This window comes from Paraglaciecola chathamensis S18K6 (assembly GCA_000314955.1).
Lineage (GTDB): Bacteria > Pseudomonadota > Gammaproteobacteria > Enterobacterales > Alteromonadaceae > Paraglaciecola > Paraglaciecola chathamensis.
Genome location: BAEM01000051.1, coordinates 1 through 21,731, shown reverse-complemented (window position 1 = coordinate 21,731; position 21,731 = coordinate 1). Strand labels below are relative to the sequence as shown.

The 21,731-nt window shown below is 45.4% G+C and carries 17 protein-coding genes, 4 tRNA genes and 1 rRNA gene; 21 read left to right on the top strand and 1 reads right to left on the bottom strand.

What is annotated here, in order from left to right; translation table 11 throughout:
• The first annotated feature begins 119 nt into the window (after nucleotides 1-119).
• Nucleotides 120-235 (top strand): 5S ribosomal RNA (gene rrf / locus GCHA_RS18675).
• Between the two features lie 1,382 nt (nucleotides 236-1,617).
• Here the strand turns inward: rrf and GCHA_RS18665 are convergent.
• The gene (locus GCHA_RS18665) at nucleotides 1,618-2,562 is read right to left on the bottom strand and encodes a hydrogen peroxide-inducible genes activator (protein ID WP_008304511.1); all 945 of its coding nucleotides are present in this window, start codon (nucleotides 2,560-2,562) and stop codon (nucleotides 1,618-1,620) included.
• 136 nt (nucleotides 2,563-2,698) lie between these two features.
• Here GCHA_RS18665 and GCHA_RS18660 point away from each other — a divergent pair, with 136 nt between their 5' ends.
• The 20 genes from GCHA_RS18660 to GCHA_RS18565 all read left to right on the top strand — a co-directional run bounded on the left by GCHA_RS18660 (nucleotide 2,699) and on the right by GCHA_RS18565 (nucleotide 21,620).
• Nucleotides 2,699-3,355 carry a carbonic anhydrase gene (locus GCHA_RS18660; RefSeq protein ID WP_007991100.1) on the top strand — a complete coding sequence of 219 codons (657 nt, stop codon included), beginning with the start codon at nucleotides 2,699-2,701 and terminating at the stop codon, nucleotides 3,353-3,355.
• 20 nt (nucleotides 3,356-3,375) lie between these two features.
• Nucleotides 3,376-5,016: a SulP family inorganic anion transporter gene (locus tag GCHA_RS18655; protein WP_007991098.1), complete on the top strand. Its 1,641-nt coding sequence runs from the start codon at nucleotides 3,376-3,378 to the stop codon at nucleotides 5,014-5,016.
• Between the two features lie 195 nt (nucleotides 5,017-5,211).
• Nucleotides 5,212-6,480, top strand: a complete 1,269-nt coding sequence (locus GCHA_RS18650; protein ID WP_007991096.1) for a lipopolysaccharide biosynthesis protein — start codon at nucleotides 5,212-5,214, stop codon at nucleotides 6,478-6,480.
• Nucleotides 6,477-7,568: a glycosyltransferase gene (locus GCHA_RS18645; protein ID WP_007991094.1), complete on the top strand. Its 1,092-nt coding sequence runs from the start codon at nucleotides 6,477-6,479 to the stop codon at nucleotides 7,566-7,568. The genes GCHA_RS18650 and GCHA_RS18645 overlap by 4 nt, the downstream gene beginning before the upstream one ends.
• Entirely contained in the window at nucleotides 7,549-8,940 is a 1,392-nt protein-coding gene (wzy, locus tag GCHA_RS18640) for an O-antigen polysaccharide polymerase Wzy (RefSeq protein WP_007991093.1), read from the top strand. The genes GCHA_RS18645 and wzy overlap by 20 nt, the downstream gene beginning before the upstream one ends.
• A 2-nt stretch (nucleotides 8,941-8,942) precedes the next feature.
• Nucleotides 8,943-10,118 (top strand): glycosyltransferase, encoded by a 1,176-nt coding sequence (locus tag GCHA_RS18635; RefSeq protein WP_007991091.1) that lies wholly within the window; start codon nucleotides 8,943-8,945, stop codon nucleotides 10,116-10,118.
• Nucleotides 10,112-11,299: a glycosyltransferase gene (locus tag GCHA_RS18630; protein WP_007991089.1), complete on the top strand. Its 1,188-nt coding sequence runs from the start codon at nucleotides 10,112-10,114 to the stop codon at nucleotides 11,297-11,299. The genes GCHA_RS18635 and GCHA_RS18630 overlap by 7 nt, the downstream gene beginning before the upstream one ends.
• Nucleotides 11,292-11,912: a sugar transferase gene (locus GCHA_RS18625; protein ID WP_007991087.1), complete on the top strand. Its 621-nt coding sequence runs from the start codon at nucleotides 11,292-11,294 to the stop codon at nucleotides 11,910-11,912. Before GCHA_RS18630 ends, GCHA_RS18625 begins: the two co-directional genes overlap by 8 nt.
• Complete coding sequence (locus tag GCHA_RS18620) at nucleotides 11,902-12,537, top strand: acetyltransferase (RefSeq protein ID WP_007991085.1); 636 nt, start codon at nucleotides 11,902-11,904, stop codon at nucleotides 12,535-12,537. The genes GCHA_RS18625 and GCHA_RS18620 overlap by 11 nt, the downstream gene beginning before the upstream one ends.
• 27 nt (nucleotides 12,538-12,564) lie before the next feature.
• The gene (locus GCHA_RS18615; RefSeq protein WP_007991083.1) at nucleotides 12,565-13,743 is read left to right on the top strand and encodes a DegT/DnrJ/EryC1/StrS family aminotransferase; all 1,179 of its coding nucleotides are present in this window, start codon (nucleotides 12,565-12,567) and stop codon (nucleotides 13,741-13,743) included.
• Complete coding sequence (locus GCHA_RS18610) at nucleotides 13,740-15,587, top strand: polysaccharide biosynthesis protein (protein ID WP_007991081.1); 1,848 nt, start codon at nucleotides 13,740-13,742, stop codon at nucleotides 15,585-15,587. The genes GCHA_RS18615 and GCHA_RS18610 overlap by 4 nt, the downstream gene beginning before the upstream one ends.
• Nucleotides 15,588-15,656: 69 nt before the next feature.
• On the top strand, nucleotides 15,657-16,175 hold the full coding sequence (locus GCHA_RS18605) for a polysaccharide biosynthesis/export family protein (protein WP_007991080.1): 519 nt from the start codon (nucleotides 15,657-15,659) through the stop codon (nucleotides 16,173-16,175).
• A gap of 2 nt (nucleotides 16,176-16,177) precedes the next feature.
• A complete protein-coding gene (locus GCHA_RS18600) occupies nucleotides 16,178-18,304 on the top strand; it encodes a GumC family protein (protein WP_039992808.1) in 2,127 nt (708 codons plus the stop codon).
• 88 nt (nucleotides 18,305-18,392) lie between these two features.
• A complete protein-coding gene (gene murB, locus GCHA_RS18595; RefSeq protein WP_007991076.1) occupies nucleotides 18,393-19,391 on the top strand; it encodes a UDP-N-acetylmuramate dehydrogenase in 999 nt (332 codons plus the stop codon).
• A complete protein-coding gene (gene birA, locus GCHA_RS18590) occupies nucleotides 19,388-20,374 on the top strand; it encodes a bifunctional biotin--[acetyl-CoA-carboxylase] ligase/biotin operon repressor BirA (protein ID WP_007991074.1) in 987 nt (328 codons plus the stop codon). Before murB ends, birA begins: the two co-directional genes overlap by 4 nt.
• Nucleotides 20,358-21,098: a type III pantothenate kinase gene (locus GCHA_RS18585; RefSeq protein ID WP_007991072.1), complete on the top strand. Its 741-nt coding sequence runs from the start codon at nucleotides 20,358-20,360 to the stop codon at nucleotides 21,096-21,098. Before birA ends, GCHA_RS18585 begins: the two co-directional genes overlap by 17 nt.
• 159 nt (nucleotides 21,099-21,257) lie before the next feature.
• Nucleotides 21,258-21,333: transfer RNA gene (locus tag GCHA_RS18580), tRNA-Thr, on the top strand.
• Between the two features lie 7 nt (nucleotides 21,334-21,340).
• Nucleotides 21,341-21,425, top strand: a tRNA-Tyr gene (locus tag GCHA_RS18575).
• Between the two features lie 38 nt (nucleotides 21,426-21,463).
• Nucleotides 21,464-21,538, top strand: a tRNA-Gly gene (locus GCHA_RS18570).
• A gap of 6 nt (nucleotides 21,539-21,544) precedes the next feature.
• Nucleotides 21,545-21,620, top strand: a tRNA-Thr gene (locus tag GCHA_RS18565).
• Nucleotides 21,621-21,731: the final 111 nt, after the last annotated feature.

Genomic DNA, 21,731 nt, shown 5'->3' with positions numbered 1-21,731 from the left:
TTGAATCAAGAGTAAGACTAAAGAGATTTAGCGATGATTACAGCCAGACCTTAAGAGGAACGGCATCAGCTTTTACATATTGATTTATTAAGCTTAGGCTTGATAAATAACAGTTTATGTCTGGTGGCCATAGCGATGCGGCCCCACCTGATCCCATCTCGAACTCAGAAGTGAAACGCATTAGCGGCGATGGTAGTATGGGGTTTCCCCATGCGAGAGTAGCACACCGCCAGACTCCCATTTAGAATGAAGCCACCTTAATCGGGTGGCTTTTTTCGTTTCTGCGCTACAGAAGAAATTGAAGGCTATCTAAACAACAATGATAAGGTGGCTTCATCCTAAGCGCTGTCGCGCAACGCTACCCCCACATGAAGAAACCAAATCCATCGAGTGTTATGCGGGGCATCCCATGCAATACTGGTTCACGTAATAAACGGTTAGGTGTCACCCATCCATGGGGCTACCTCCAGTGCAGCATCCATGCTGCCCGTTCAAGCGGCAGGAGCGGTGCTCCTGAAAGCCCCGCTTTCACCCCCATGCGAGAGTAGCACACCGCCAGACTCCCATTACACGAAAAGCCCTGACCAAACAACGGTCAGGGCTTTTTCGTATATGCGCTTCGCGCAAAAGCAACTCGGCAACAAACCTTCACAAAGTGGATTCCCAGCCCTTCGCAGAGCTCAGGTCGTTCATGCGGCAGGAACTGCGTTCCTGAGAGCCCCGCTTTCACCCCCATGCGAGAGTAGCACACCGCCAGACTCCCAATTAGAAAAAGGGCTATCCTCAATCGCGCGGCGACCGGGGTAGCCCTTTTTTGCATGTACAGGATAAAGTATTGCAAGGTTGATACGGCATCAACGGATAGCCCTTTTCCTAAGCGCTGTCGCGCAAAGCTACCCCCACATGAAGAAACCAAATCCATCGAATGTCATGCAATGGCTGAGAAAATATCAAGCTACTCGTTGCCACCCATCCATGGGGTTGCGTCCAGTGCAGCATCCATGCTGCCCGTTCAAGCGGCAGGAGCGGTGCTCCTGAAAGCCCCGCTTTCACCCCCATGCGACAGCCGCTTTGTTTCGCAACGCGGTTGCCGGAAGACACCGCCAGACTCCCATTTAGAATGAAGCCACCTTAATCGGGTGGCTTTTTTCGTTTCTGCGCTATGGAAAAATCAACTGTAGTCACAATCACAGTTCAAAGCTGGTTACCGTAGTAGGCGGCTAGGTGTCATACTTCCCTGTAGCTGGGTCCAGCTCGACATCCATGTCGGTCGTTCAAACGGCTGGAGCGGTGCTCCAGAAAGCCCCGTTCTCACCCATCGAGTGCTATGCAATACTGGTTCACGTAATAAACGGCTAGGTGTCACCCATCCATGGGGCTACCTCCAGTGCAGCATCCATGCTGCCCGTTCAAGCGGCTGGAGCGGCACTCCTGACAGCCCCGCTTTCACCCCCATGCGACAACCGCGTTGCAAGATATCGCGGTTCCGGAAGACACCGGCAGGCGCCCATTTAGAATGAAAGTAGAAGTTTGTCATGAGTAGGTCATTGCTAATTCCAAATCATCGGAAAGAAGTTAACCTTCGTTGTAAGAATAAAAATCAGGCTGCTGTTAAGATTAAGGTATATATACATCTACCACATGACTCAAGCGTGCTTTTATAATTCGTCTGAAACGATCGGCGAGTTCTCGAAAGAATACTCTTGATGGTGATGTGTTTCGCCATGCTAGGGCGTGTTGTCGCAAAATAGGTTTATTTTTTATCTCACACACATGTAGAGATTCGGGGTTATGCATTTCTGAATGCACATATAATCCAGGCAAAAACGCCGCTCCCATGCCCATCACCACCATTTGTCTTAGTGTATCTAAGCTGGTGCCTTCATAATCTCGCTGCAGTTCTGCTCCTAACTCGTTACATATATCCAAGACTTGATGGTGGAAATGGTGTTTGTCTTCCAAGGTTAATATCCGTTGGCCTTTTAAGTCTTTAGGTTGAATCAATAAGTCTTTACTCATAGGGTGCTCACTTGAAAGCACTAATTTAAGTGGTTCGGTAAACAGGGGTTCCACAATAAAATCGTTGGGAAGACCTGCCAGTGGTGAGATTATTAGGTCGTATTCACCTTTGTACAAACCAGTGTGAAGCTCACTAGGCGCTGATTCACGCACATAGAATTTTAGCTTGTCGTATAACTGATGTAATTGTGGCAATACAAAGGGAAGTAGGTAAGGGCCTAATGTAGGCGGTATGCCTAATTTAAACGTTGTCCTGGGGCCCTGAGCTAACTCTCTGGCGACACTTTGAAACTCTGTCATAGTCTGGAGTATATGCTCTGCATGCGTTAACAACTCCCGACCGTCAGGGGAAAGCATGGTGCCATTTCGCGTTCTCTCAAATAGTTTAAGACCTAACCCTTCTTCTAATTTAATGATTTGATTCGTTAAGGTCGGTTGGCTGATGTGCAATTGATATGATGCTCGTCTAAAATTAAGAGTGTGCGCGACAGCAACAAAGTATTTTAATTGCTTCAGAGATGGCTGAATATGAGACTGGGGCATAATGACTGGCTAAATGTGTCTTTGATAGTAATAGGCTATCACGAACCACTGTATTTTTCTATAAAGCTATCAGGCAACATGAGGTTAGTTTAACGTGGCGACGGGTAAGACCGTTTTTTAACTTTAGGAGTATGTCATGGATCATGTGATTTCAGGTGTAGCAAAGTTTCAACGAGATGTTTTTCCAAAAAATAAAGAAGTCTTTCAAAAGCTAGCGACGAGTCAGAATCCAGAAGTATTATTCATTACGTGCTCTGATTCACGTATTGACCCAAACATGGTCACGCAAACAGGGCCGGGCGATCTATTTATTTGCCGTAACGCAGGCAACGTTGTTCCACCACATAGCAATCAAACCGGCGGAATGACAGCTTCTATTGAATTTGCAGTTGCCGCTTTAGGTGTGGCACACATCGTTATTTGTGGACACACAGATTGCGGTGCTATGAAAGGTGCCCTAGCCCCAGAAGCGTTGACTGAATTACCCCACGTGAAAGAGTGGCTCGGTCATTGCCGCGGTGCTACAGAGGTTGTTAAACACAAGCACGGAAGTGTGGGTACAGAACATTTAGATGAAGTGACGAAGGAAAACGTTTTGCTGCAAATTCAGCATCTTAAAACGCATCCTTCTGTTGCTGGGCGCTTAGCGTGCAAAGAAGTACAGATCCACGGCTGGGTATATAACATCGAAACAGGTGATGTTTTGTGTTACGAGCCGTCAAGTGAGAGCTTCAAACCTATGCAAGAATGTTATGCCAGTGATTCGGAATTTAAATCGGCTCTTGGCCTATAAAAAGCAGGATATTCAAATAAATGAAATTCGATTTTTCTAATTTAAGAGGTGATTTAACCGGCGGTCTTACCGCCGGCATAGTTGCCTTGCCTCTGGCGTTGGCTTTAGGTGTAGCGTCGGGCGTCGGTCCGTTAGCAGGCTTATATGGCGCGATTGCGGTAGGCTTCTTTGCTGCCCTATTTGGTGGTACCCCGTCACAGATATCTGGCCCAACAGGCCCTATGATCGTTGTTCTCGCTGGCTTGTTTGCCAGTTTATCAGGCAACGTTGAGCTAATATTTACCGCTGTTATTTTAGCCGGTATTTTGCAAATCTTATTTGGCTTTCTTGGCGTTGGCCAGTACATCCGCTTGGTGCCATATCCAGTGATATCTGGGTTTATGACAGGCATTGGCGCTATTATTATTATTTTGCAGCTTGGTCGGTTGCTTGGGCATGAGCCTCCTGGTGGAACATTAGGGGCTTTATCTTATCTGCCTCACGCGATAGCGAATATCAATTTCATGACCTTAGGGCTTGGGGTGTTAACGTTGGTTATCGCCTATAAGTGGCCAGCAAAACTCGGCAAATATGTACCTGGCGCTCTGGCGGCATTGATTATTGGTACCTTGATTAGCCTTGCATTGACGAATGTTCCTGTCTTAGGCGAAATTCCTAGTGGTTTGCCTAGCCTTCACTTACCTGTTTTTGAACAAAGTCAGTTCTGGTTGGTTCTTGAAGCCGCGTTTATTCTTGCTGTACTGGGCGCGATCGATAGCTTATTAACCTCGCTCGTCGCTGACAACATGACTCGTACGCGTCATGAAAGTAACAGAGAATTAATCGGTCAAGGTATTGGTAATACGGTCGCAGGCTTAATTGGCGGTATCGCTGGTGCTGGCGCAACGATGCGTACAGTAGTAAATATTCGCTCAGGTGGTAAAACCAAAATATCCGGTATGGTACACGCGTTAGTATTGCTGGCAGTTGTGTTGGGCTTGAGCCCACTGGCAGCAAACATCCCGCACGCTGTATTGGCAGGTATCTTGGTTAAAGTAGGTCTAGATATTATCGATTGGCGTTATATCAAGCGCGCGCATAATGGTCCTCGTTGGGATTTTGCTCTCATGCTGTTGGTACTTGGTTTAACTATATTTGTTGACTTGATTACTGCCGTAGGCGTGGGTGTTGTTTTGGCTGCACTTGCTTATGTACGTCAAATTGCACAGATACAAATCGAAGAGTTACGCGCAATTCCTAGGCTATCTAATGACCCTGAAGAGCAGGCTCTGCTCGAAAAGGGACATGGGAAAGTGAATGTATTTAACTTTGCAGGTCCTTTAAGTTTTGGTGCGGCAGCTGATCTTGGACATCACGTTAGGCAGCAAGTAAAGCCCGGGTCAGAAGTACTGATTTTAGACTTCTCCCGCGTGCCAGCGATGGATGTATCGGCAGCGATGGCAGTAGATACTATCGCGTCTGACACCAAGGCGGCTGGTAAGCTTCTCTATATATGTGGTGCAAATCAGGCAGTGAAAGATGTTCTGCTAGCCATAAACGGTGGCGAGCTCGCTCACTTCGAAAGCGAGACTTTAATTGAAGCTTTGCAAAAAGCAGTTAAGGTTATCGATAGCGATTCCGATGGAAATACAACAGGAAGTTCCCAACCTATTGTTAATTAACATGATTTAGCCGCCTTATCTTAGGCGGCTTTTTTTTGCTTAAAATTTATACTTGCCAACTTGGGCATAACAGGGTACTAAATACCTTTGGTTATTATTAGACTAAAGACTAAGGCGAATTTGTCCGCAGTTGCCTTACAATAAATAAAAATACAAGTGTAAACGCTTCGTTTCACATAATAAGAATAATAAAACGTGAATTCATCTGTTGCGAAAAGCTCAGCTTATACTCTGTTGGCTAATGTTTTATTAGCATCAAGTCATTGGTTGCTGTTCGTTATCATTGCTAAATTTTATTCGGGCCTTGAGCTCGGACAGTTCGTGCTTGCGTTATCGTTTATCTCTCCCGTTTTTTTGTTTGCCAGCTTCAAACTACGTACGTTGATCGTGGTAGACAGGCAATGGCAGTTCTCACTCAATGAATACTTTTCTGCTCGCTTGCTTGCCAACGCTATCGTGACCTTGGGCTGCATATTATTTGTAGTCTACCAATGGAAAGAGCTAATGCAGGTCGTCACTATTGTTTTACTTTATCGTTGGTGCGACTCGCTGACCGAATTCGCCCATAGTTACCAGCGCCGCTTACAGTATTTTAATCGCATTGCGGTGCTTATGGCTGCTCGGTCTTTGACAACCATGCTTGCCGTGACCGTTGTTGCGATAAATGGCGGAACGTTTATAAACTTATTGGCATCCTGGGCGCTTACGGCAAGCGTTTTTTGCTTATTTGATCTTTGGCTTTTACGTAGTTCTAGCGGTGAGAATGAATCTCAAGCGCTGTCGATTGCAAAGTTCATCAGTTACGGTTCTCTTGTTCGTGCCTTGGCGCTATATAAGCAGTATTTCACCGTCGCCTGTGCATTGGTCATTAGTTCACTATTCGTTTATCTGCCTAATTTCTTTTTAAATCAGCAAATGGGCGTTGAAAGCGCGGGTTATTTTGCGTCTATCAGTTATTTCTTGGTAGCAGGTGGCATTATTGTTAATAGTCTATCGCAAGTGCTCACGCCTAAATTGGCGATTTATTACCAGCGCAGAGAGCAAAAAGCATTTTCCCGCTTACTTAGACAGCTATGCCTGATTGGTTTGCTACTTGGTCTGTTCGGTGTGGGCATTGCTTGGATCCTCGGCGGCTTTTTTCTCGAGTTATTTTACACCCCTTATATAGCGCAATTCCACGGGGTGTTAACCCTATTGATGTTGGCTGCCGGTGTTCGCTACATATATATATTTGTCGGTACTGCGCTAGCATCCATACAAAGCTTTGCTGTACAGACTAAAATATATGCCTGTGGTCTGAGCGCAATGGCGCTATCTTGCTATTTGCTGATCCCTGAATATGGCTTGTACGGGGCGGCGTATGCCATGTTCATAGCGACTTTGCTGGAGTGCTTATTGTTTGCGCTCTCTATTCGTCCACACGTTAGCAAGGCTTTTTCTGTTACTACGAAGGTAGTGGCATGAGGGTGTTGCATATATTCGGCGCTATGAATCGAGGCGGAGCAGAACTGCGGACCATAAGCCTAATGCCTGCAATGACAGAGCGAAAGGTGCAGTTTGATTTTTGCGTGTTAAGTGGTAATCAAGGTGTAATGGATGAAACCATTACTGACCTTGGCGGGCGCATTCATTACATCAAATTGTCATGGCGGTTTGTATGGCAGTTTTTCCTTATGTTGCGCCGCGAAAGGTACGAAGTTGTTCATTCACATGTGGCATTTGTATCGGGTTTTATCTTGTTGATAGCGCGTTTAGCGGGCATTAAAAAGCGAGTGTGTCATTTTAGAAATACCAGTGATGGTCGTTCTTCTTGGCTTCGCTCAATGCGTAATGGGTTATTGCGTTTCCTTATTAGACACAATGCCACGCACATTCTTGGCGTTTGTGAAGGAGCGTTAAGCGGCTTTATCGGTGAAAGCTGGCGAGAATCGTCCCAATGTAAAGTTATATATAATGGTTTTCCGGCCGCTCAAATAGTGCATCAGCTGGATTTTTGGCAAGAGCTAATTCCCAATTATTCAGGGAAAAAGGTCGTTATTAACGTCGCTAGAATGGACGTGCAGAAAAATCATCTACGTCAGCTACAGATTTTTTATCAAGTTACGCTACTTGACCCTCATGTTCACATGGTAATGGTAGGCCTAGAAAACGCAGATACGAAAGCGCAATTAATTCAATATTTGGCACGTGTAGGTATCTCAGACAAAGTCTCATTTTTAGGCCTCAAGTCAGACGTAATGCGCTGGCTTAGTCATGCAGATGTGATGTTATTTCCATCATTATGGGAGGGGCTACCGGGCGCCGTGATTGAAGCTGCGAGCGTCGGTGTACCTGTTGTAGCCTCTGACTTACCAGGTGTAATCGAAATTGCTCGCCAGCTACCTGTAGTAAATGCTTTGTCACTGAAGGCCAGTGATAAAACTTGGGCCGAGCAATTGATAAAACAGCTCAATCGCAGTGATGAAAAATCTGCACGAGTAGAGCAGTTTACCGTCAGTGATTTTCAGTTATCCGCAAATGTAGAGGCTTTGTATGCTATCTACAGTGAATAATTCAGTCATGCAAAAAGTGATTGGTGTGTGGGTTATTTCATTGACCGGCATACTGGTTTTAGCTGCTTACTTTAATGTGTTCGAGGCGCCTCGCAACGTGCTCGAGTCAATTACCGCAATTCACTGGGTGGCATTATCAGCGATTTTATATTTCAGCTTGCCCAGAGGAATGTGGTCTATCTGTTTTATTTTTATGACTGTGCTAGGGGTCTTTCACGTCGGTTTGGTGTTTGCGAGCGCGTTAAATGGCATCACAGATGAAGACACGCTATATCAAATTAGCCGCTGGTATCATAACGTTGAAACCGATAATGCTATCCACATTGTTAACTTGGCGATGATAGGTTTTGCTTTGGGCGCTATTTGCTTTTCCAAAGAACCAACCGCCAGTACTGAGGCGCAAAGGGAAAACAGCGCATATCAAAAGCGTCTGTTCCATATCGGTGGCCTGTCTTTAGCATTTTTTGTTGGGCTATTCTTCATGTTGACCGTAATCACAGGGGCGCTTAATTCGTATGGTGCCTATCTGGAGGTAATGAGCAATTCCCCTCTTTATTCGCTGATATTTTCCTATTTGTATTTTTTCATCGGTATATCGCTCGTTTTACTATGCGTTGTTTATCGACCTGGATACGGCTATTGGTATTTTGCATTATTTGCCGTTTGGGCATTGGTTGCGTTTAAAGTGGGGCTGCGAGGAGAGGTAATGTTCCCAAGTGCGGTAGCCGCGTGCATGTTAGGCCGTAAAGGCGCACCGATTAAAAGTTCTGTGTTACTTATTGCCGTTATCGGTTTTTTAGTTCTTACCGGCATTGTTAAAAACGCTAGGGTGTCTGGTGATTACTCAGGCGAGCTGACAATTAATCCGTTAAACGCAGTGGCAGAAATGGGTTCCAGTTTGCGTGCTGTACAAGAAACCGTGAAATGGCGTAAGCATGAAAACTTTAATTTATTATTAGGGGGCAGTTATTGGGCACCGTTTGAACGTCAGTTTGCATTATTTATACCGCAATTGGAGCGAGTAGATGTACAGGAAGATGGGCGCCTATTGAATATCGTTGTTCAGAATAAAGCTGGCCCGATCGGTTTTTCTGCGATTGCAGAGGCGTACATAAACTTTGGCGAAAAGGGGGTTATCTTGCTGTTTTTCGGGCTGGCTGCTTTTATGGCCAAGTTGGACTCATCGAGCTCGACGATACGTAACAACATATACATTGGCGTTGGGTTGTTGCCTATGTTTGTCACTGTGCGCAATAGCTTTATTCATGTTCCGGTACAGATTGTACTGGGCATGATGATTTCGACTTTTGTGATGTACATCGCGTTCAAAAAAGACAAAGCAACACTAATGTCTACAGAGTTGGTGAATTAGCGATGCAGGTTGATATTGTGATTGAACAGCGTTTTTATCGCTGCCTAAAGGGACAGTATTGGACGGAAAATATGTTCCCTTATGCCTTTTGGTTGCGTTACTTAAGGGTATTTTCTCGAGTCAATATTGTGGCCAGAGTTGCTCATGTAAATAAAGCTGAGCCTTCGTGGCACAGGGTGGATGGCAGCAAGGTAGGGTTTGTTGAGCTTCCTAGCTATATCGGCCCTGTAGGGTTTGTTAAAACATTACCACGTTTGGTGTCGGTATTACGTAAACGCAAACATGCACCGCGCAGTGTTATTTTTCGCATTCCCGGTATTTTGGCAGCTATTTACCAACTGTTAGCATTACCTAAGGGCGCTAAATTCGGGGCTGAAGTGGTGGGCGACCCTGCTGATGTTTTCGCAAAAGGAGCCAGTAAAAGTCCTTTGCGGGTCGTTTTTAAATCGCTATTTAGCGCCATGCTTAAACGCCAATGCCAGCAAGCCATATCGACCGCCTATGTGACAGAGCACAAGTTACAACAGCGCTATCCGCCGAATCTAACTGCCGTACACACTCATTATTCTTCAATTCAGTTAACAGATGTGGATTATACGCAGCGCCAAATGTATCCATTTCACGAGCCTCTAAGGATCGTTTGCGTGGGTAATTTAGCGCAACCTTATAAGGGTTGTGACTTTATGTTACAAGGCATCGCTAGGCTGAATGCGCAAGGGATTAATGTCTCTTTAACATGGGTAGGAGGCGGTAGTCTGTTACCAAACATGAAGGCTCTAGCTGAAGCGCTCGGTATTGCTGCCAAGGTGACATTTCTAGGCAATGTTGCATCCAGAAAAGAGATTCGACAGGTGCTAGATAGTGCCGACTTGTTTGTGCTTTGTTCACGCCAAGAAGGCTTGCCTAGGGTATTAATCGAAGCTATGGCTCGTTCATTGATTTGCGTTGCTACTGATGTGGGCGGGGTTGATGAGTTACTTGCTCGAGAATTCATACTGCCCCGTGATGATATAGACGCTTTAATCAATCGAGTTACCCTAGTGGCGAAGATGACACAAAGTGAGCGGCTCGTTGAATCAAAACGTAACCTAGAAATCGCACGAAATTATCACGACCAAAAATTACAGATACGCCGAGATATGATGTATCAAGCCGTGCTAGAGGCCAATTCATGTTAAAAGTGCTGCATTTATTGAAAACAGCGGTTGGTGCAAGTTGGGCGCTGCGCCAAACTACCGAATTGGTAAAACTGGGGGTAGAAGTACACCTAGCATTGCCAGATGGGCCTATGGTCGCTCGTTATAAAGCCGCCGGGGTAGTGGTGCATATATTTGATCCATCCATAGTGCTAAAACGCCCTTGGAATAATATTGCAAAGGTAAAGCAGTTGCGCAGCTTAGTCGACGAAATTAAACCTGATATCATTCATAGTCACTTTGTTGCAACCACCTTACTTATGCGTTTAGCGCTTCGCAGCCACGAAATTCCACGAATTTTTCATGTTCCCGGCCCATTACATCTAGAGCATTGGGGCTTCCGCCGGGCGGAATTGGCCAGTGCAAATCGAGACGATTATTGGTTGGCTTCCTGTTTATGGACAAAAAACGCCTATCAAACCTACGGGATTAACGCTGAACGAGTTGGCTTAGCTTACTATGGGGTAAATGAAGATGATTTTTCATTTAAACCGGCTAACGACGAGAACCTGCGAGCACAATTGGACCTTCCGCAAGATACCTTTTTAATCGGTATGGTGGCGTATTTCTACGCTCCTAAGGCCTATTTGGGACAAAAGCGCGGTCTAAAAGGGCATGAGGATTTAATTGACGCCATTGCGATTGTGCGTCAGCACCATCCTAATGTTAAATGCGTCTTTGTGGGAGGGCCATGGGCGGGCGCTGATAACTATTTCACTCAAGTTCAGGGTTATGCTCAGAAGCACGCGCCCGATAGCTGCGTATTTTTAGGCTTAAGAAATGACGTTCCCACGCTCTATCCTCAGTTTGATTTGGCTGTACACCCCTCTCATTCAGAGAATGTTGGAGGCGCCGTGGAGTCAATGTATGCTGGAGTGGCGACATTAACCTCTAATGTCGGCGGGTTTCCTGATTTGGTTGAAGATGGTGTCACCGGTTATATGGCCCCGGCGAAAGCCCCTGAGCTTCTGGCGAAAAAAATAATACAAGCGATCGAGCAGCCACAGCAACGAAAAAAATTGGTTGCCAGTGCCAGCATCCGCGTTGCGAATATTATGAATGTGCAGCATAACGCTAAGCAAATAACCGATTTTTACCAACAGGTTTTGTCTCAACGAACAAAACGTACGGTTTCGTCACAACAGAGAAACCGGAATGCTTAAACGATTACTAGATGTCCTATTGGTATGTATAGCTTTATTGCTACTGTGGCCGATCATTTTGGTAACTGCGTCGTTTGTACGTTTGTTGTTAGGTGGTCCTGTGCTCTTTAAACAAGCTCGACCCGGGCGGGATAGTCGCGTGTTTAACATGATGAAATTTCGCAGCATGACCAATGATACAGACGAAAATGGTCAGTTGTTAGCTGATGAAGTCAGGCTCACCTCTTTCGGTAGATTCTTACGTCGCAGCAGTCTAGATGAACTGCCTGGGTTATTTAATGTACTTCGCGGTGATATGAGTTTGGTCGGGCCAAGACCACTGCTCGTAGAGTATTTACCCCTGTACAATGCCCAACAACTGCGTCGCCATGAGGTACGCCCGGGAATAACAGGATGGGCACAGGTTAATGGACGCAATAATTTATGCTGGGAAGACAAATTTAAACTAGATGTATGGTACGTGGATAACCGCAGTCTGATGTTAGATATTAAAATTTTATGTATGACGGTTATTAAAGTGATTCAGCGTGCTGATGTAGAGCAGGTAGGCCATGTCACCATGCGAAAATTTACCGGCACTGGCAATGCCGAGGGAGAAAGAAATGATCAATAAATTAATCATTATCGGGGCCAGCGGTCATGGAAAGGTCGCTGCTGACTGCGCCCAAGCGAGCCGCCGCTTTAGCGATATTCACTTTTTAGACCAAGCCTATCCGCAGCAAAAACACAATGCCCATTGGGAGGTAGTAGGTCACGCTGACGATGTGGCGAACTATATTGCAAGCGACACATTATTCTTCGTTGCCATTGGCAATAATGCTATTCGCGCTAGGGTTAGTGCTGAATTACACGCACTACATTGCTCATTCGCGACTTTGATACACCCCAGTGCGCAGGTTAGTAAACATAGTGAAGTCGGCGTTGGTTCACTCATTTGCGCAAATGCAACGGTCAATATCGCCAGCAAAATAGGCCAAGGTAGCATTATTAATACGGCGTCCAGCGTGGATCACGACTGTGAGATAGGTGACTTTGTGCATATCGCCCCAGGATCACATCTGGCGGGTAATGTTACGGTCGACGAGCAAAGTTTTATCGGTATTGGTAGCGCAATTATTCAAGGTTGTATTGTGGGCCATCATAGCGTAGTCGGTGCAGGCTCTACTGTGCTGTCGAATATTGCTCCGCACACGGTAGTGGCCGGTAGCCCAGCTAAAAAAATTAATAATAATAATTAAACATCTTAGATGATGTGAGGTAACTCAATGTTAAATGGACCTTTTTCGCCCTGGCCAAATTACGATGAAGCTGAAAAAGCGGCGGTATTGACAGTGTTAGACTCCAACCGTGTGAACTACTGGACTGGGCAACAGTGCCGAGAGTTTGAAAAGGCATTTGCCCAGTATACTCACTGTGAGTATGCAGTCGCGGTGGCAAACGGTACGGTTGCTTTAGATTTAGCTTGGCAAGCACTGGATATGCCAAAAGGGAGCGAAGTCATTGTGACCTCTCGTACTTTTATAGCATCTATTTCTTCAATTGTTTTGGCCGGTTTAGTCCCTGTTTTTGCCGACATCGAGTTGGATAGTCAGAACATTAGTGCTGAAACAGTCCGTGAGAAAATTAGCTCGAAAACCAAAGCCATACTCTGTGTTCACCTCGCAGGATGGCCTTGCGAGATGGACGACATTCAAACCTTAGCGGATAAGCACAACTTGTATGTTGTGGAAGATTGCGCCCAAGCACACGGTGCAACCTATAAAGGAAAGCCGGTGGGTAGTATTGGCGATATTGCCGCTTGGTCATTCTGCCAAGACAAAATCATGACCACGGCCGGCGAAGGTGGCATGGTGACGACTAATAATAAATCCCTTTGGGAGAAGGTATGGGCGTTTAAAGATCACGGTAAATCGTGGTCAGCGGTATATGAAAAAGAACATCCCCCTGGTTTTCGCTGGCTGCATGAAAGTTTCGGAACCAACTGGCGTATGACTGAAATTCAAGGGACTGTGGGCTTACAACAACTGAAAAAAATGCCCAATTGGATCAAGCAGCGGCAAGACTACGCTCAGCAAATTTTTGCTACCGCAAACGAGAGCAATGCCTTACTCGTGCCTGAAATGCCCGATTATATTGAGCATGCTTTTTATAAATGCTACGTGTACGTTAAACCTGAAAAACTGAAGCCTGATTGGGATCGTGACCGTATTATCGAGGCAGTGAACCAGTGTAACGTGCCATGCTTTTCAGGTTCCTGTTCCGAAGTTTATTTAGAAAAAGCGTTTGATAACTCAGGTTTTCGTCCTGCGCTCCCTCTAGCAAATGCAGTGAGTTTAGGTGAACGCTCCTTGATGTTCTTAGTGCATCCTACCCTAAGCGAAGATGAGATCTCACGCACATGTGAAGCGCTTAAAGGCGTCATGCTGCAGGCATCAATCTCATGAAATTAGATCGATTATTTACTTTTAGCCCCCAGGCAAAACTTTTGTTGTCGATGGGGTGGGATATAAGTGCGATTTTCACCAGTATTTTAGTGGCCTATTGGTTGCGAATTGGGATTGAAGAGTGGCATTTTGCTGTCAGCGAGTGGCTGGTTATTCTTTTAAACTGTGTGTTTGCGGTTAGCTTGATGACGTTTTTTGGTCATTATCAACTCATTGTTCGCTACATTGATATACGCGCGATTTACCTTATTTTTATTGCGTTAAGTTTATCTGCTTTGTACTTGTTTGCTGCGCGATATGCCTTTCAAGCATTTGTGCCTACTACAGTGCCGTTTATTTATTTAACCCTAGCGATGTTTTTAGTTGTCGCACCCCGTCTATTAATACAAACCACGGTGCAAACGCAAAATTATAAAATTCGTGAAAAATGCATCATATTCGGCGCTTCTCAAGCGGGGCGCTCACTAGCGCAAACCTTACGTACAGGTAACGATCTGCTGCCGGTTGCTTTTGTAGACGACAAACAACTCTTTCAGGGCAAGCAAGTGATGGGCTTGCAGGTCTATTGTCGTGAAGATATACCTGAATTAGTCAAAAAGTACGGCGTGAACAAGATGCTACTCGCGGTAAATAACTCGTCCCACGAGCGTCGAAAAGAGCTGATAGCTGAGCTTGAACCCTTCGCTATTGAGCTTTTGAGTATCCCCAATATTCAAGATATTTTATCTGGCAAGCGTAAAATTGATGAACTGAGCGAAATCAAAATAGAAGAGTTGCTTGGGCGTGAACCTGTTCCACCTATTGCTGAACTACTGGATATTAACATTCGTCGTAAACGCGTGATGGTTACCGGTGCTGGTGGTTCAATTGGCAGTGAGCTGTGTCGTCAAATTGCTAAGTCATGCCCTGAGTCTCTGGTACTGTTTGAGTTATCCGAGTTCAATCTATATCAAATAGAAGGGGAGCTGAGTAAGCTTTATCCCGATATAAAAATTGTACCGATATTGGCCAGTATTCAAGACAACGAAATACTGCGCTCTGCCATTCAAAGTCATAACATCCAGACTATATACCATGCAGCTGCGTATAAGCATGTGCCCATGGTCGAATCGAACCCCTTGGCCGGGTTACGTAATAACGTTTTTGGTACCGCGAATGTGGCCTTAGCGGCACTCGAATTCGATGTGCAAAAATTTGTTCTGATTTCCACTGATAAAGCGGTACGCCCGACAAATGTAATGGGAGCAACAAAACGCTTTGCCGAGTTAATCGTGCAGGGCATAGCTGAGCTTGAATCTACTACGCAGTTCGCAATTGTACGATTTGGCAATGTGCTGGGCTCCTCGGGCTCAGTCGTACCGCTTTTTACCCGTCAAATCCAAGCAGGTGGGCCTATTACGGTTACCCACCCTGATATTATTCGTTTTTTTATGACCATTCCTGAGGCGGCGCAACTGGTGATACAAGCTGGCGCAATGGGTAAAAAGGGCGAAGTGTTTGTGCTGGATATGGGAGACCCCGTAAAAATTGTCGATTTAGCCCAAAAGATGGCGCATCTAATGGGTCATACCCTCAAAACAGAAACCCAACCTGATGGCAACATTGAGCTTAAATTTTCTGGTTTACGCCCAGGTGAAAAACTGTATGAAGAGCTGCTAATTGATGACGCTGATACCACCACTCAACACCCAAGAATTATGGGGGCCGATGAAAGCAAATTGCCGTTTGAGGATGTGGTTATGCTACTAGATGAACTGAATTATGAGCTGACTCAGCAAAACGAGTCAAAGGCGAAAGAGATTTTAGTCGATGCACCATTAGCTTATGCCCCAGCGACGCATTAAACATAATGAAATGTAGTATGTGGTCGATACAAATAGGATGTGCCCATTATTTTGCTCCCAAGGTATAAAGTGTTGCTAACCCGTATTTTACCGTTAATCACCTTGCTGTTTTGTGCTGTTTCACAGGGGCAGGATATGACGTTTTTTATGGGGACTGGGGATGTCATTGTAATTAATGTGTACGGTGAGCCGGATCTAAATCAGCGTGTACGGATTGATAAAAGCGGTGATATTCGTATGCCGCTTATCAAAGCAGTCAATGCCTTAGATAAAACAGCCAGTCAACTTGCAGCAGAGATCGAGACCGCCTATTTAGACGGTTATCTTGTTGAGCCAAATGTGAATGTGGTGATAGAACGTTTTCGGCCATTCTTCATCAAAGGGGCAGTAAAAAATGTAGGGGCCTATGATTTTCAGTTTGATCTGAGCGTTGATGAGGCAATCGCCGTCGCGGGTGGTTTAAAAGAACGCGCCTCTAAAAGCGACTGGTTTATTATCCGCGGGGCTGAAAAAAAACGTATTGCGGCTAGGGCTGAACAAATGGTCCACCCCGGTGACATCATTGTTATTGAAGAAAGCCTTTTTTGACCATGGAAAACAACCGAGAATTTACTATAAAACAAGAACGGTCTTTGGATATCTTCGATATCTTGACATTTTTTTGGCGCAAGAAATATCGCATTATTATTACCGCAGCACTGATGGCATCTTTAGGTGCTTATTATGTATTGCATCTGCCAAAAATGTACGTAGCCAGCAGCATTCTGCTGTTAAGCGCTAAAGACAGCGGACTGACATTGCCTACAAGCTTGTCCTCTATCACCAGTGGAGAAGATTCTCGTCAAGACACTTACATAGAGTTCATGCGTTCCCGGCAATTCGTGCAAACGGTGGTAGAAGATTTGGCCTTATACAATTTGCATGAATACCAGCAAGTGGACGAAGGCCACTTCGTGTCAGAAAAGGATTACGCAACTGACAAGCTGCTGAAACGGTTCAGTGTGACCAAATTAAGTAACACCGATATGCTTAAAATCACGGTGGAGTCTTCAACACCCAGCAGTGCAGCGGAAATAGCCAATCATATAGGCCCTGCATTTTTTGCCTATTACGCTTTAATGAATAGGCAAAAAGCGGACTCCAAATCTCAGTGGTTGAACAATCAACTAAACGAACTTAAAACCAGCCTTAGTGAATCCGAGGAGAGATTACTTGCCTTTTTGCGCAACAACGAGCTAGTTGACGTGGCGAGCCAGGTAGATTTAGCCAAAAGTGAAATCGCAGGTTTAATTGAACAGAAAATTCAGCTTGATCGGGCCGTTGCTGAATCAAACGGCAGTATGTTGCAATTAGCAACGATCTCAGGCGGCTTGCAAGATTATTTACAGATACCGGCTATTCAAAGCAATCCGTTAATTCGAGACCTGCGTATTCGTCGCGGTCAGCAGCAATTATTAATGGATGGCATCGCGAAGCGTTATTTACATAAACACCCCAAATATATTGCTGCCAAAGCAGGGCTAGAGGCTATCGATAGCGAGTTTACCATGCTGATAAGCCAGCTAGTGAATGGCTTGCGTAGTAACAATCAGACCCTCAAAACGCGTCAGCATGAAATTCTCGAACAAATTCAACAGACCAAAGTACGCCATGCCAATTTGGGTAAGCACTCCATGCAAATATCTCGCATGCGGCGAGAAATTGAATCAACTCAGCATTTGTATGAGATGTTTTTATCTCGCTTACAAGAAACAGAAATTCTTAAAGATCTAGATGATAGAAACGATTTCGCCATAGTTGATTCAGCGTCAGAGCCAACCTTTCCGGCTAAGCCTAGGGTGGTGATGGGGATTGCCCTTGCGATTATATTTTCGAGCGTGTTTAGTTTTGGATTTTGGCTAATTTTGCATTTAATAAGCGATAAATATACACGTTTCAAAAGCATACTATCGAATGTGGACGTGCCAATTTTGAGCTTGGTACCGAGAATAAAACGCAAGAAAGGGCTTAAAAATAAGCCCTTGGCTTTGTCGTTGCAATCTGAGGGGGAGCGAAACTTTCAGTATTTTGAGGCAATCCGTTCTTTGCGAACTGGTGTGTTGGTAAAAAATAACCAGCGGAAAAACGCTGTGATTGCAGTGACAAGTATCGGCGAACAAGATGGAAAAAGTGAAATTTCTAGCAGTCTGGCAGACTCATTTAGCAGAATGGAAAAAACCTTGTTGATTGATGTCGACCTGCGCCAACCTGCAATTGGCCCTATGTTTGATATTGATCCTAAGCTGCCGGGTTTAACCAGTTTTTTGGGTAAAAAGAGTAGCTTTACTCAATGCATTCACTCTGTGCACAGTAGCCCCCTTATGCTGATGCCCAGTGGCCCGATCCCCACAGACCCATTAGCGTATATATCGAAACCGCGTTTTGCCGCTTTCTTACATAAGCTGAGAAATTACTACGAACGCGTTGTGATAGAAACACCCCCTATCAATACGGTGAGTGACGCTATCGCCGTGGGCAAATTCGTTGATGGGGTGATAATTGTATGTGATGTAGAGAAGAACGAAAGCGCAGACTTATTACTGGCGCTTCAGCGAGTGCACGAGGCAGAATTGCCCGTATTGGGAGTGGTATTTAATCGAGTGAAAGATTTGCGCTCTAGTATGCATAAGAGACAAAGTATGGTCACGCGGGTTAAGCGCGCTATGGGGCTTGGTTGAGGTGCACAAATGAAGGAAGGTGAATCACGTCTTTGTTTTCCGCTCACCCTTGGCTAGAATAACGCAAAATTGCCAATCGGTTGTTATATTGAAATCTCTGCAACACCTTCACACTTTTGGATTGCCCGCACACTGTGCTGACACCGTCAGTATTAAAACTGTTCAGGACGCCCACGACTTTATCGCCCAGAACCGTGATACGCCATACTATTTGCTGGGGCAGGGAAGCAACACCGCTTTCGTGGCAGATTATCAAGGCACAGTGGTCGAAATCGCTTTAAAGGGGATCTCAGTAAACGAAAGTCCTCAGGCCTTTACCCTTGAGGTCGCCGCTGGCGAGAGCTGGCATGACTTTGTGGTTTGGTGTCTTGCTCGTGATATTAAAGGGCTTGAGAACTTAGCGTTAATCCCCGGCACGGTGGGTGCTGCGCCTATTCAAAACATCGGTGCCTATGGCGTTGAAGTAGCGCGCTTTATTGAGAGTGTTCAGTACATCGATTTAGCCAGCAATCAATTGCAGCGTATTGCCTGTAACGATTGTCAATTTGGCTATCGTGACAGTATTTTTAAAGGCGAACTTTGGCAAAAGGCGCTCATTGTTGGGGTCACGTTTTCAATACCGAAAGACTGGCAGCCTGTTGTTACCTATGGTGAATTAGCCGCATTACATAGCCCTAGTGCACATGACATCTTCAACAAGGTGGTAGAAGTGCGCCAAGCAAAATTGCCTGATCCTCGAGTTCTAGGCAATGCGGGGAGCTTTTTTAAAAATCCCATTATTAGTGCCGCCGCCTTTGCTGCACTGCAAAAGCAATGGCCCAAGGTGCCATCTTACCCTTTAGAGACCGGAGAGATAAAAATACCGGCTGCATGGTTAATTGACCAACTTGGCTTTAAAGGGCAATTTGAAGGGGGAATACGTTGTCACCCAAATCAGGCGTTGGTATTAACGAATGCCGAGCAAGGAACGGGGGAGCAACTTCTAGCACTGGCGCGGCGCATTAAAAGTGCAGTAGCAGAACAGTTTAATGTATTTTTAGAACATGAAGTGCAGCTTATTGGGGCCAAAGGGAAGGTTGTTTTATGAAGCAGGGTACAAGTAAGACCTCAGATACCAATCGCAATCATATCGTTCGAGCCCTTGCCTGCGGGCAATTTTGCTCAGGCGAGGTATTAGGTGAGCAGTTGGGGATATCCAGAGCGGCTGTGTCTAAATATATAAAAGTTTTAGGCGAGCTAGGGCTTAATATTTTCAGTGTTACTGGAAAAGGATATCGTCTTGCAGAGCCGATTCAATTACTTGATAGTGAATTAATTGCTGGGCACTGCGCCCAATTTGATTGCAAGCAACTGACGTTACTCAATGTCATCGACTCCACCAATCAGTATCTCAAAGATCGTATTAGTACTTTACATAATGGCGATGTGTGCCTGGCTGAAGCACAAACCGCAGGGCGGGGGCGGCGCGGGCGCACTTGGGTTTCTCCTTATGGTGCGAGTTTATATTTGTCGCAGTATTGGCAATTTGCTGGTGGCTATCAATCAATAGGTGGTTTGAGTCTTGCCGTGGGTGTTGCTATTACCCGTGCTTTAGAGAAAGCCGGCTATCAAGATATAGAATTAAAGTGGCCGAACGATATATACGCCCGAGGTAAGAAGTTGGCGGGCGTACTTATAGAGGTTGAAGGCCAAATGGGCAGTGCGTGTGATTGTATTATTGGCGTTGGGCTAAATATGGCGCTTGATATAGGCAGTGAACAAATAGATCAGCCATGGATAGATTTAACCACCTTAGATCCTGAGCACGTCGACCGTAATCGAGTAAGCGCGTTGTTATTAGATGAACTAACCCACTGTGCTCAGGTGTTCAGCCAATCTGGGCTTGAGCCGTTTATCGAGTCTTGGCGTGAGAAAAACGTATTCAAGGATAAGCCGATTCGGTTAATTATCGGCAATAAAACTGTGCAGGGTATATGTAAGGGTATAGACAACAACGGCGCGCTGCTATTAGCGCACGAAAATGGGGTTCAAGCGTACAGCGGCGGAGAGATCAGTGTCAGAGCAAACTAAGGCGCTGCTATTAGATGTAGGTAATAGCTATATCAAACATGCTCAGGTCACCATAAATGAGCAGGTGTTCGAGCAACCACTGGACATTTCTCGCTGCACTGACATGGCCCAACTTGCTGAGCAAATCAAAACCAGTCAGCGAGTTATCGTTGCTGCAGTGGGGCAAGGGCAACAAGTTGCTCTGTTACAGTCATTGTGCAATGAATCTAAAGTGCCTTTAACGCTCATCAAAACCCAAGCCAGTGCATTTGGTATGCGCTGCGCATATCGCAATTTTGCAACTTTAGGTGTTGATCGCTGGTTAGCTATTTTGGCAGGTAGGCGCGTCAGCTCCACCAAAGCATATTGCGTGATTGATTTGGGCACAGCGAACACCTGCGATTTGGTCTTTGCAAATCAGCACTTAGGGGGGTGGATTGCACCAGGCTTTAGCTTGATGCGCGACAGTTTAATTAAAAATACTGAATTAGTTTTCGCCAATGACGAGTTTCCGACGGATTTGACCTTAGGTGAGCAAACCGTAGATTGCGTGAATATGGGTTGTGCTGCTGCCGTAAATGGATTTATTTTTGCCGCAGAACAGAAAATAGCGCAACAAGATGAAGATTATTGCGTGATCATTACCGGTGGTGGGCAAGACATGATTAAAAAAAATGCCCCGAAACATTACTATTTTTATGAAAACCTAGTTTTATTTGGGCTGCTCGAATATTTATTTCACTAAATTCACCCTGTTTTATTGTGGAAAAAACACCCAAAAAGGCATTTGAAAAGCAAATTAGCTGCAATTTTAGCCAAACGATACAAAAAATGTATTTTTTTAATAATTGCCTCTTGCGTGTTGGGAAATGTTGCTCTAATATCCGCACCCACTTGATGACGTGCCGACTTAGCTCAGTTGGTAGAGCAACTGACTTGTAATCAGTAGGTCACCAGTTCGACTCCGGTAGTCGGCACCATCAATCTGGAGGGGTACCCAAGCGGTCAACGGGATCAGACTGTAAATCTGACGGCTCAGCCTTCGCAGGTTCGAATCCTGCCCCCTCCACCACTTTTTCAAAAGCGAAGTGGCTAGAGAGAATGTGATGTGCGGACATCGTATAAAGGCTATTACCTCAGCCTTCCAAGCTGATGATGAGGGTTCGATTCCCTCTGTCCGCTCCAATCAGTGCTGATATGGCTCAGTTGGTAGAGCGCACCCTTGGTAAGGGTGAGGTCGGCAGTTCGAATCTGCCTATCAGCACCACTTTCTCTCCCCAGTTCAAAAAGTAAACACAATTTCTTATCACAATTTGCTGGGGAATAGACAATGGCAAAAGCAAAGTTTGAACGCACTAAACCGCATGTAAACGTCGGT

What these genes read in the sequence shown, in the direction of transcription:
- GCHA_RS18665 (WP_008304511.1), bottom strand. Translation starts at nt 2,562, where the DNA reads ATGCCCCAGTCTCATATTCAGCCATCTCTGAAGCAATTAAAATACTTT.
- GCHA_RS18660 (WP_007991100.1), top strand. Translation starts at nt 2,699, where the DNA reads ATGGATCATGTGATTTCAGGTGTAGCAAAGTTTCAACGAGATGTTTTT.
- GCHA_RS18655 (WP_007991098.1), top strand. Translation starts at nt 3,376, where the DNA reads ATGAAATTCGATTTTTCTAATTTAAGAGGTGATTTAACCGGCGGTCTT.
- GCHA_RS18645 (WP_007991094.1), top strand. Translation starts at nt 6,477, where the DNA reads ATGAGGGTGTTGCATATATTCGGCGCTATGAATCGAGGCGGAGCAGAA.
- wzy (WP_007991093.1), top strand. Translation starts at nt 7,549, where the DNA reads ATGCTATCTACAGTGAATAATTCAGTCATGCAAAAAGTGATTGGTGTG.
- GCHA_RS18635 (WP_007991091.1), top strand. Translation starts at nt 8,943, where the DNA reads ATGCAGGTTGATATTGTGATTGAACAGCGTTTTTATCGCTGCCTAAAG.
- GCHA_RS18630 (WP_007991089.1), top strand. Translation starts at nt 10,112, where the DNA reads ATGTTAAAAGTGCTGCATTTATTGAAAACAGCGGTTGGTGCAAGTTGG.
- GCHA_RS18625 (WP_007991087.1), top strand. Translation starts at nt 11,292, where the DNA reads ATGCTTAAACGATTACTAGATGTCCTATTGGTATGTATAGCTTTATTG.
- GCHA_RS18620 (WP_007991085.1), top strand. Translation starts at nt 11,902, where the DNA reads ATGATCAATAAATTAATCATTATCGGGGCCAGCGGTCATGGAAAGGTC.
- GCHA_RS18615 (WP_007991083.1), top strand. Translation starts at nt 12,565, where the DNA reads ATGTTAAATGGACCTTTTTCGCCCTGGCCAAATTACGATGAAGCTGAA.
- GCHA_RS18610 (WP_007991081.1), top strand. Translation starts at nt 13,740, where the DNA reads ATGAAATTAGATCGATTATTTACTTTTAGCCCCCAGGCAAAACTTTTG.
- GCHA_RS18600 (WP_039992808.1), top strand. Translation starts at nt 16,178, where the DNA reads ATGGAAAACAACCGAGAATTTACTATAAAACAAGAACGGTCTTTGGAT.
- birA (WP_007991074.1), top strand. Translation starts at nt 19,388, where the DNA reads ATGAAGCAGGGTACAAGTAAGACCTCAGATACCAATCGCAATCATATC.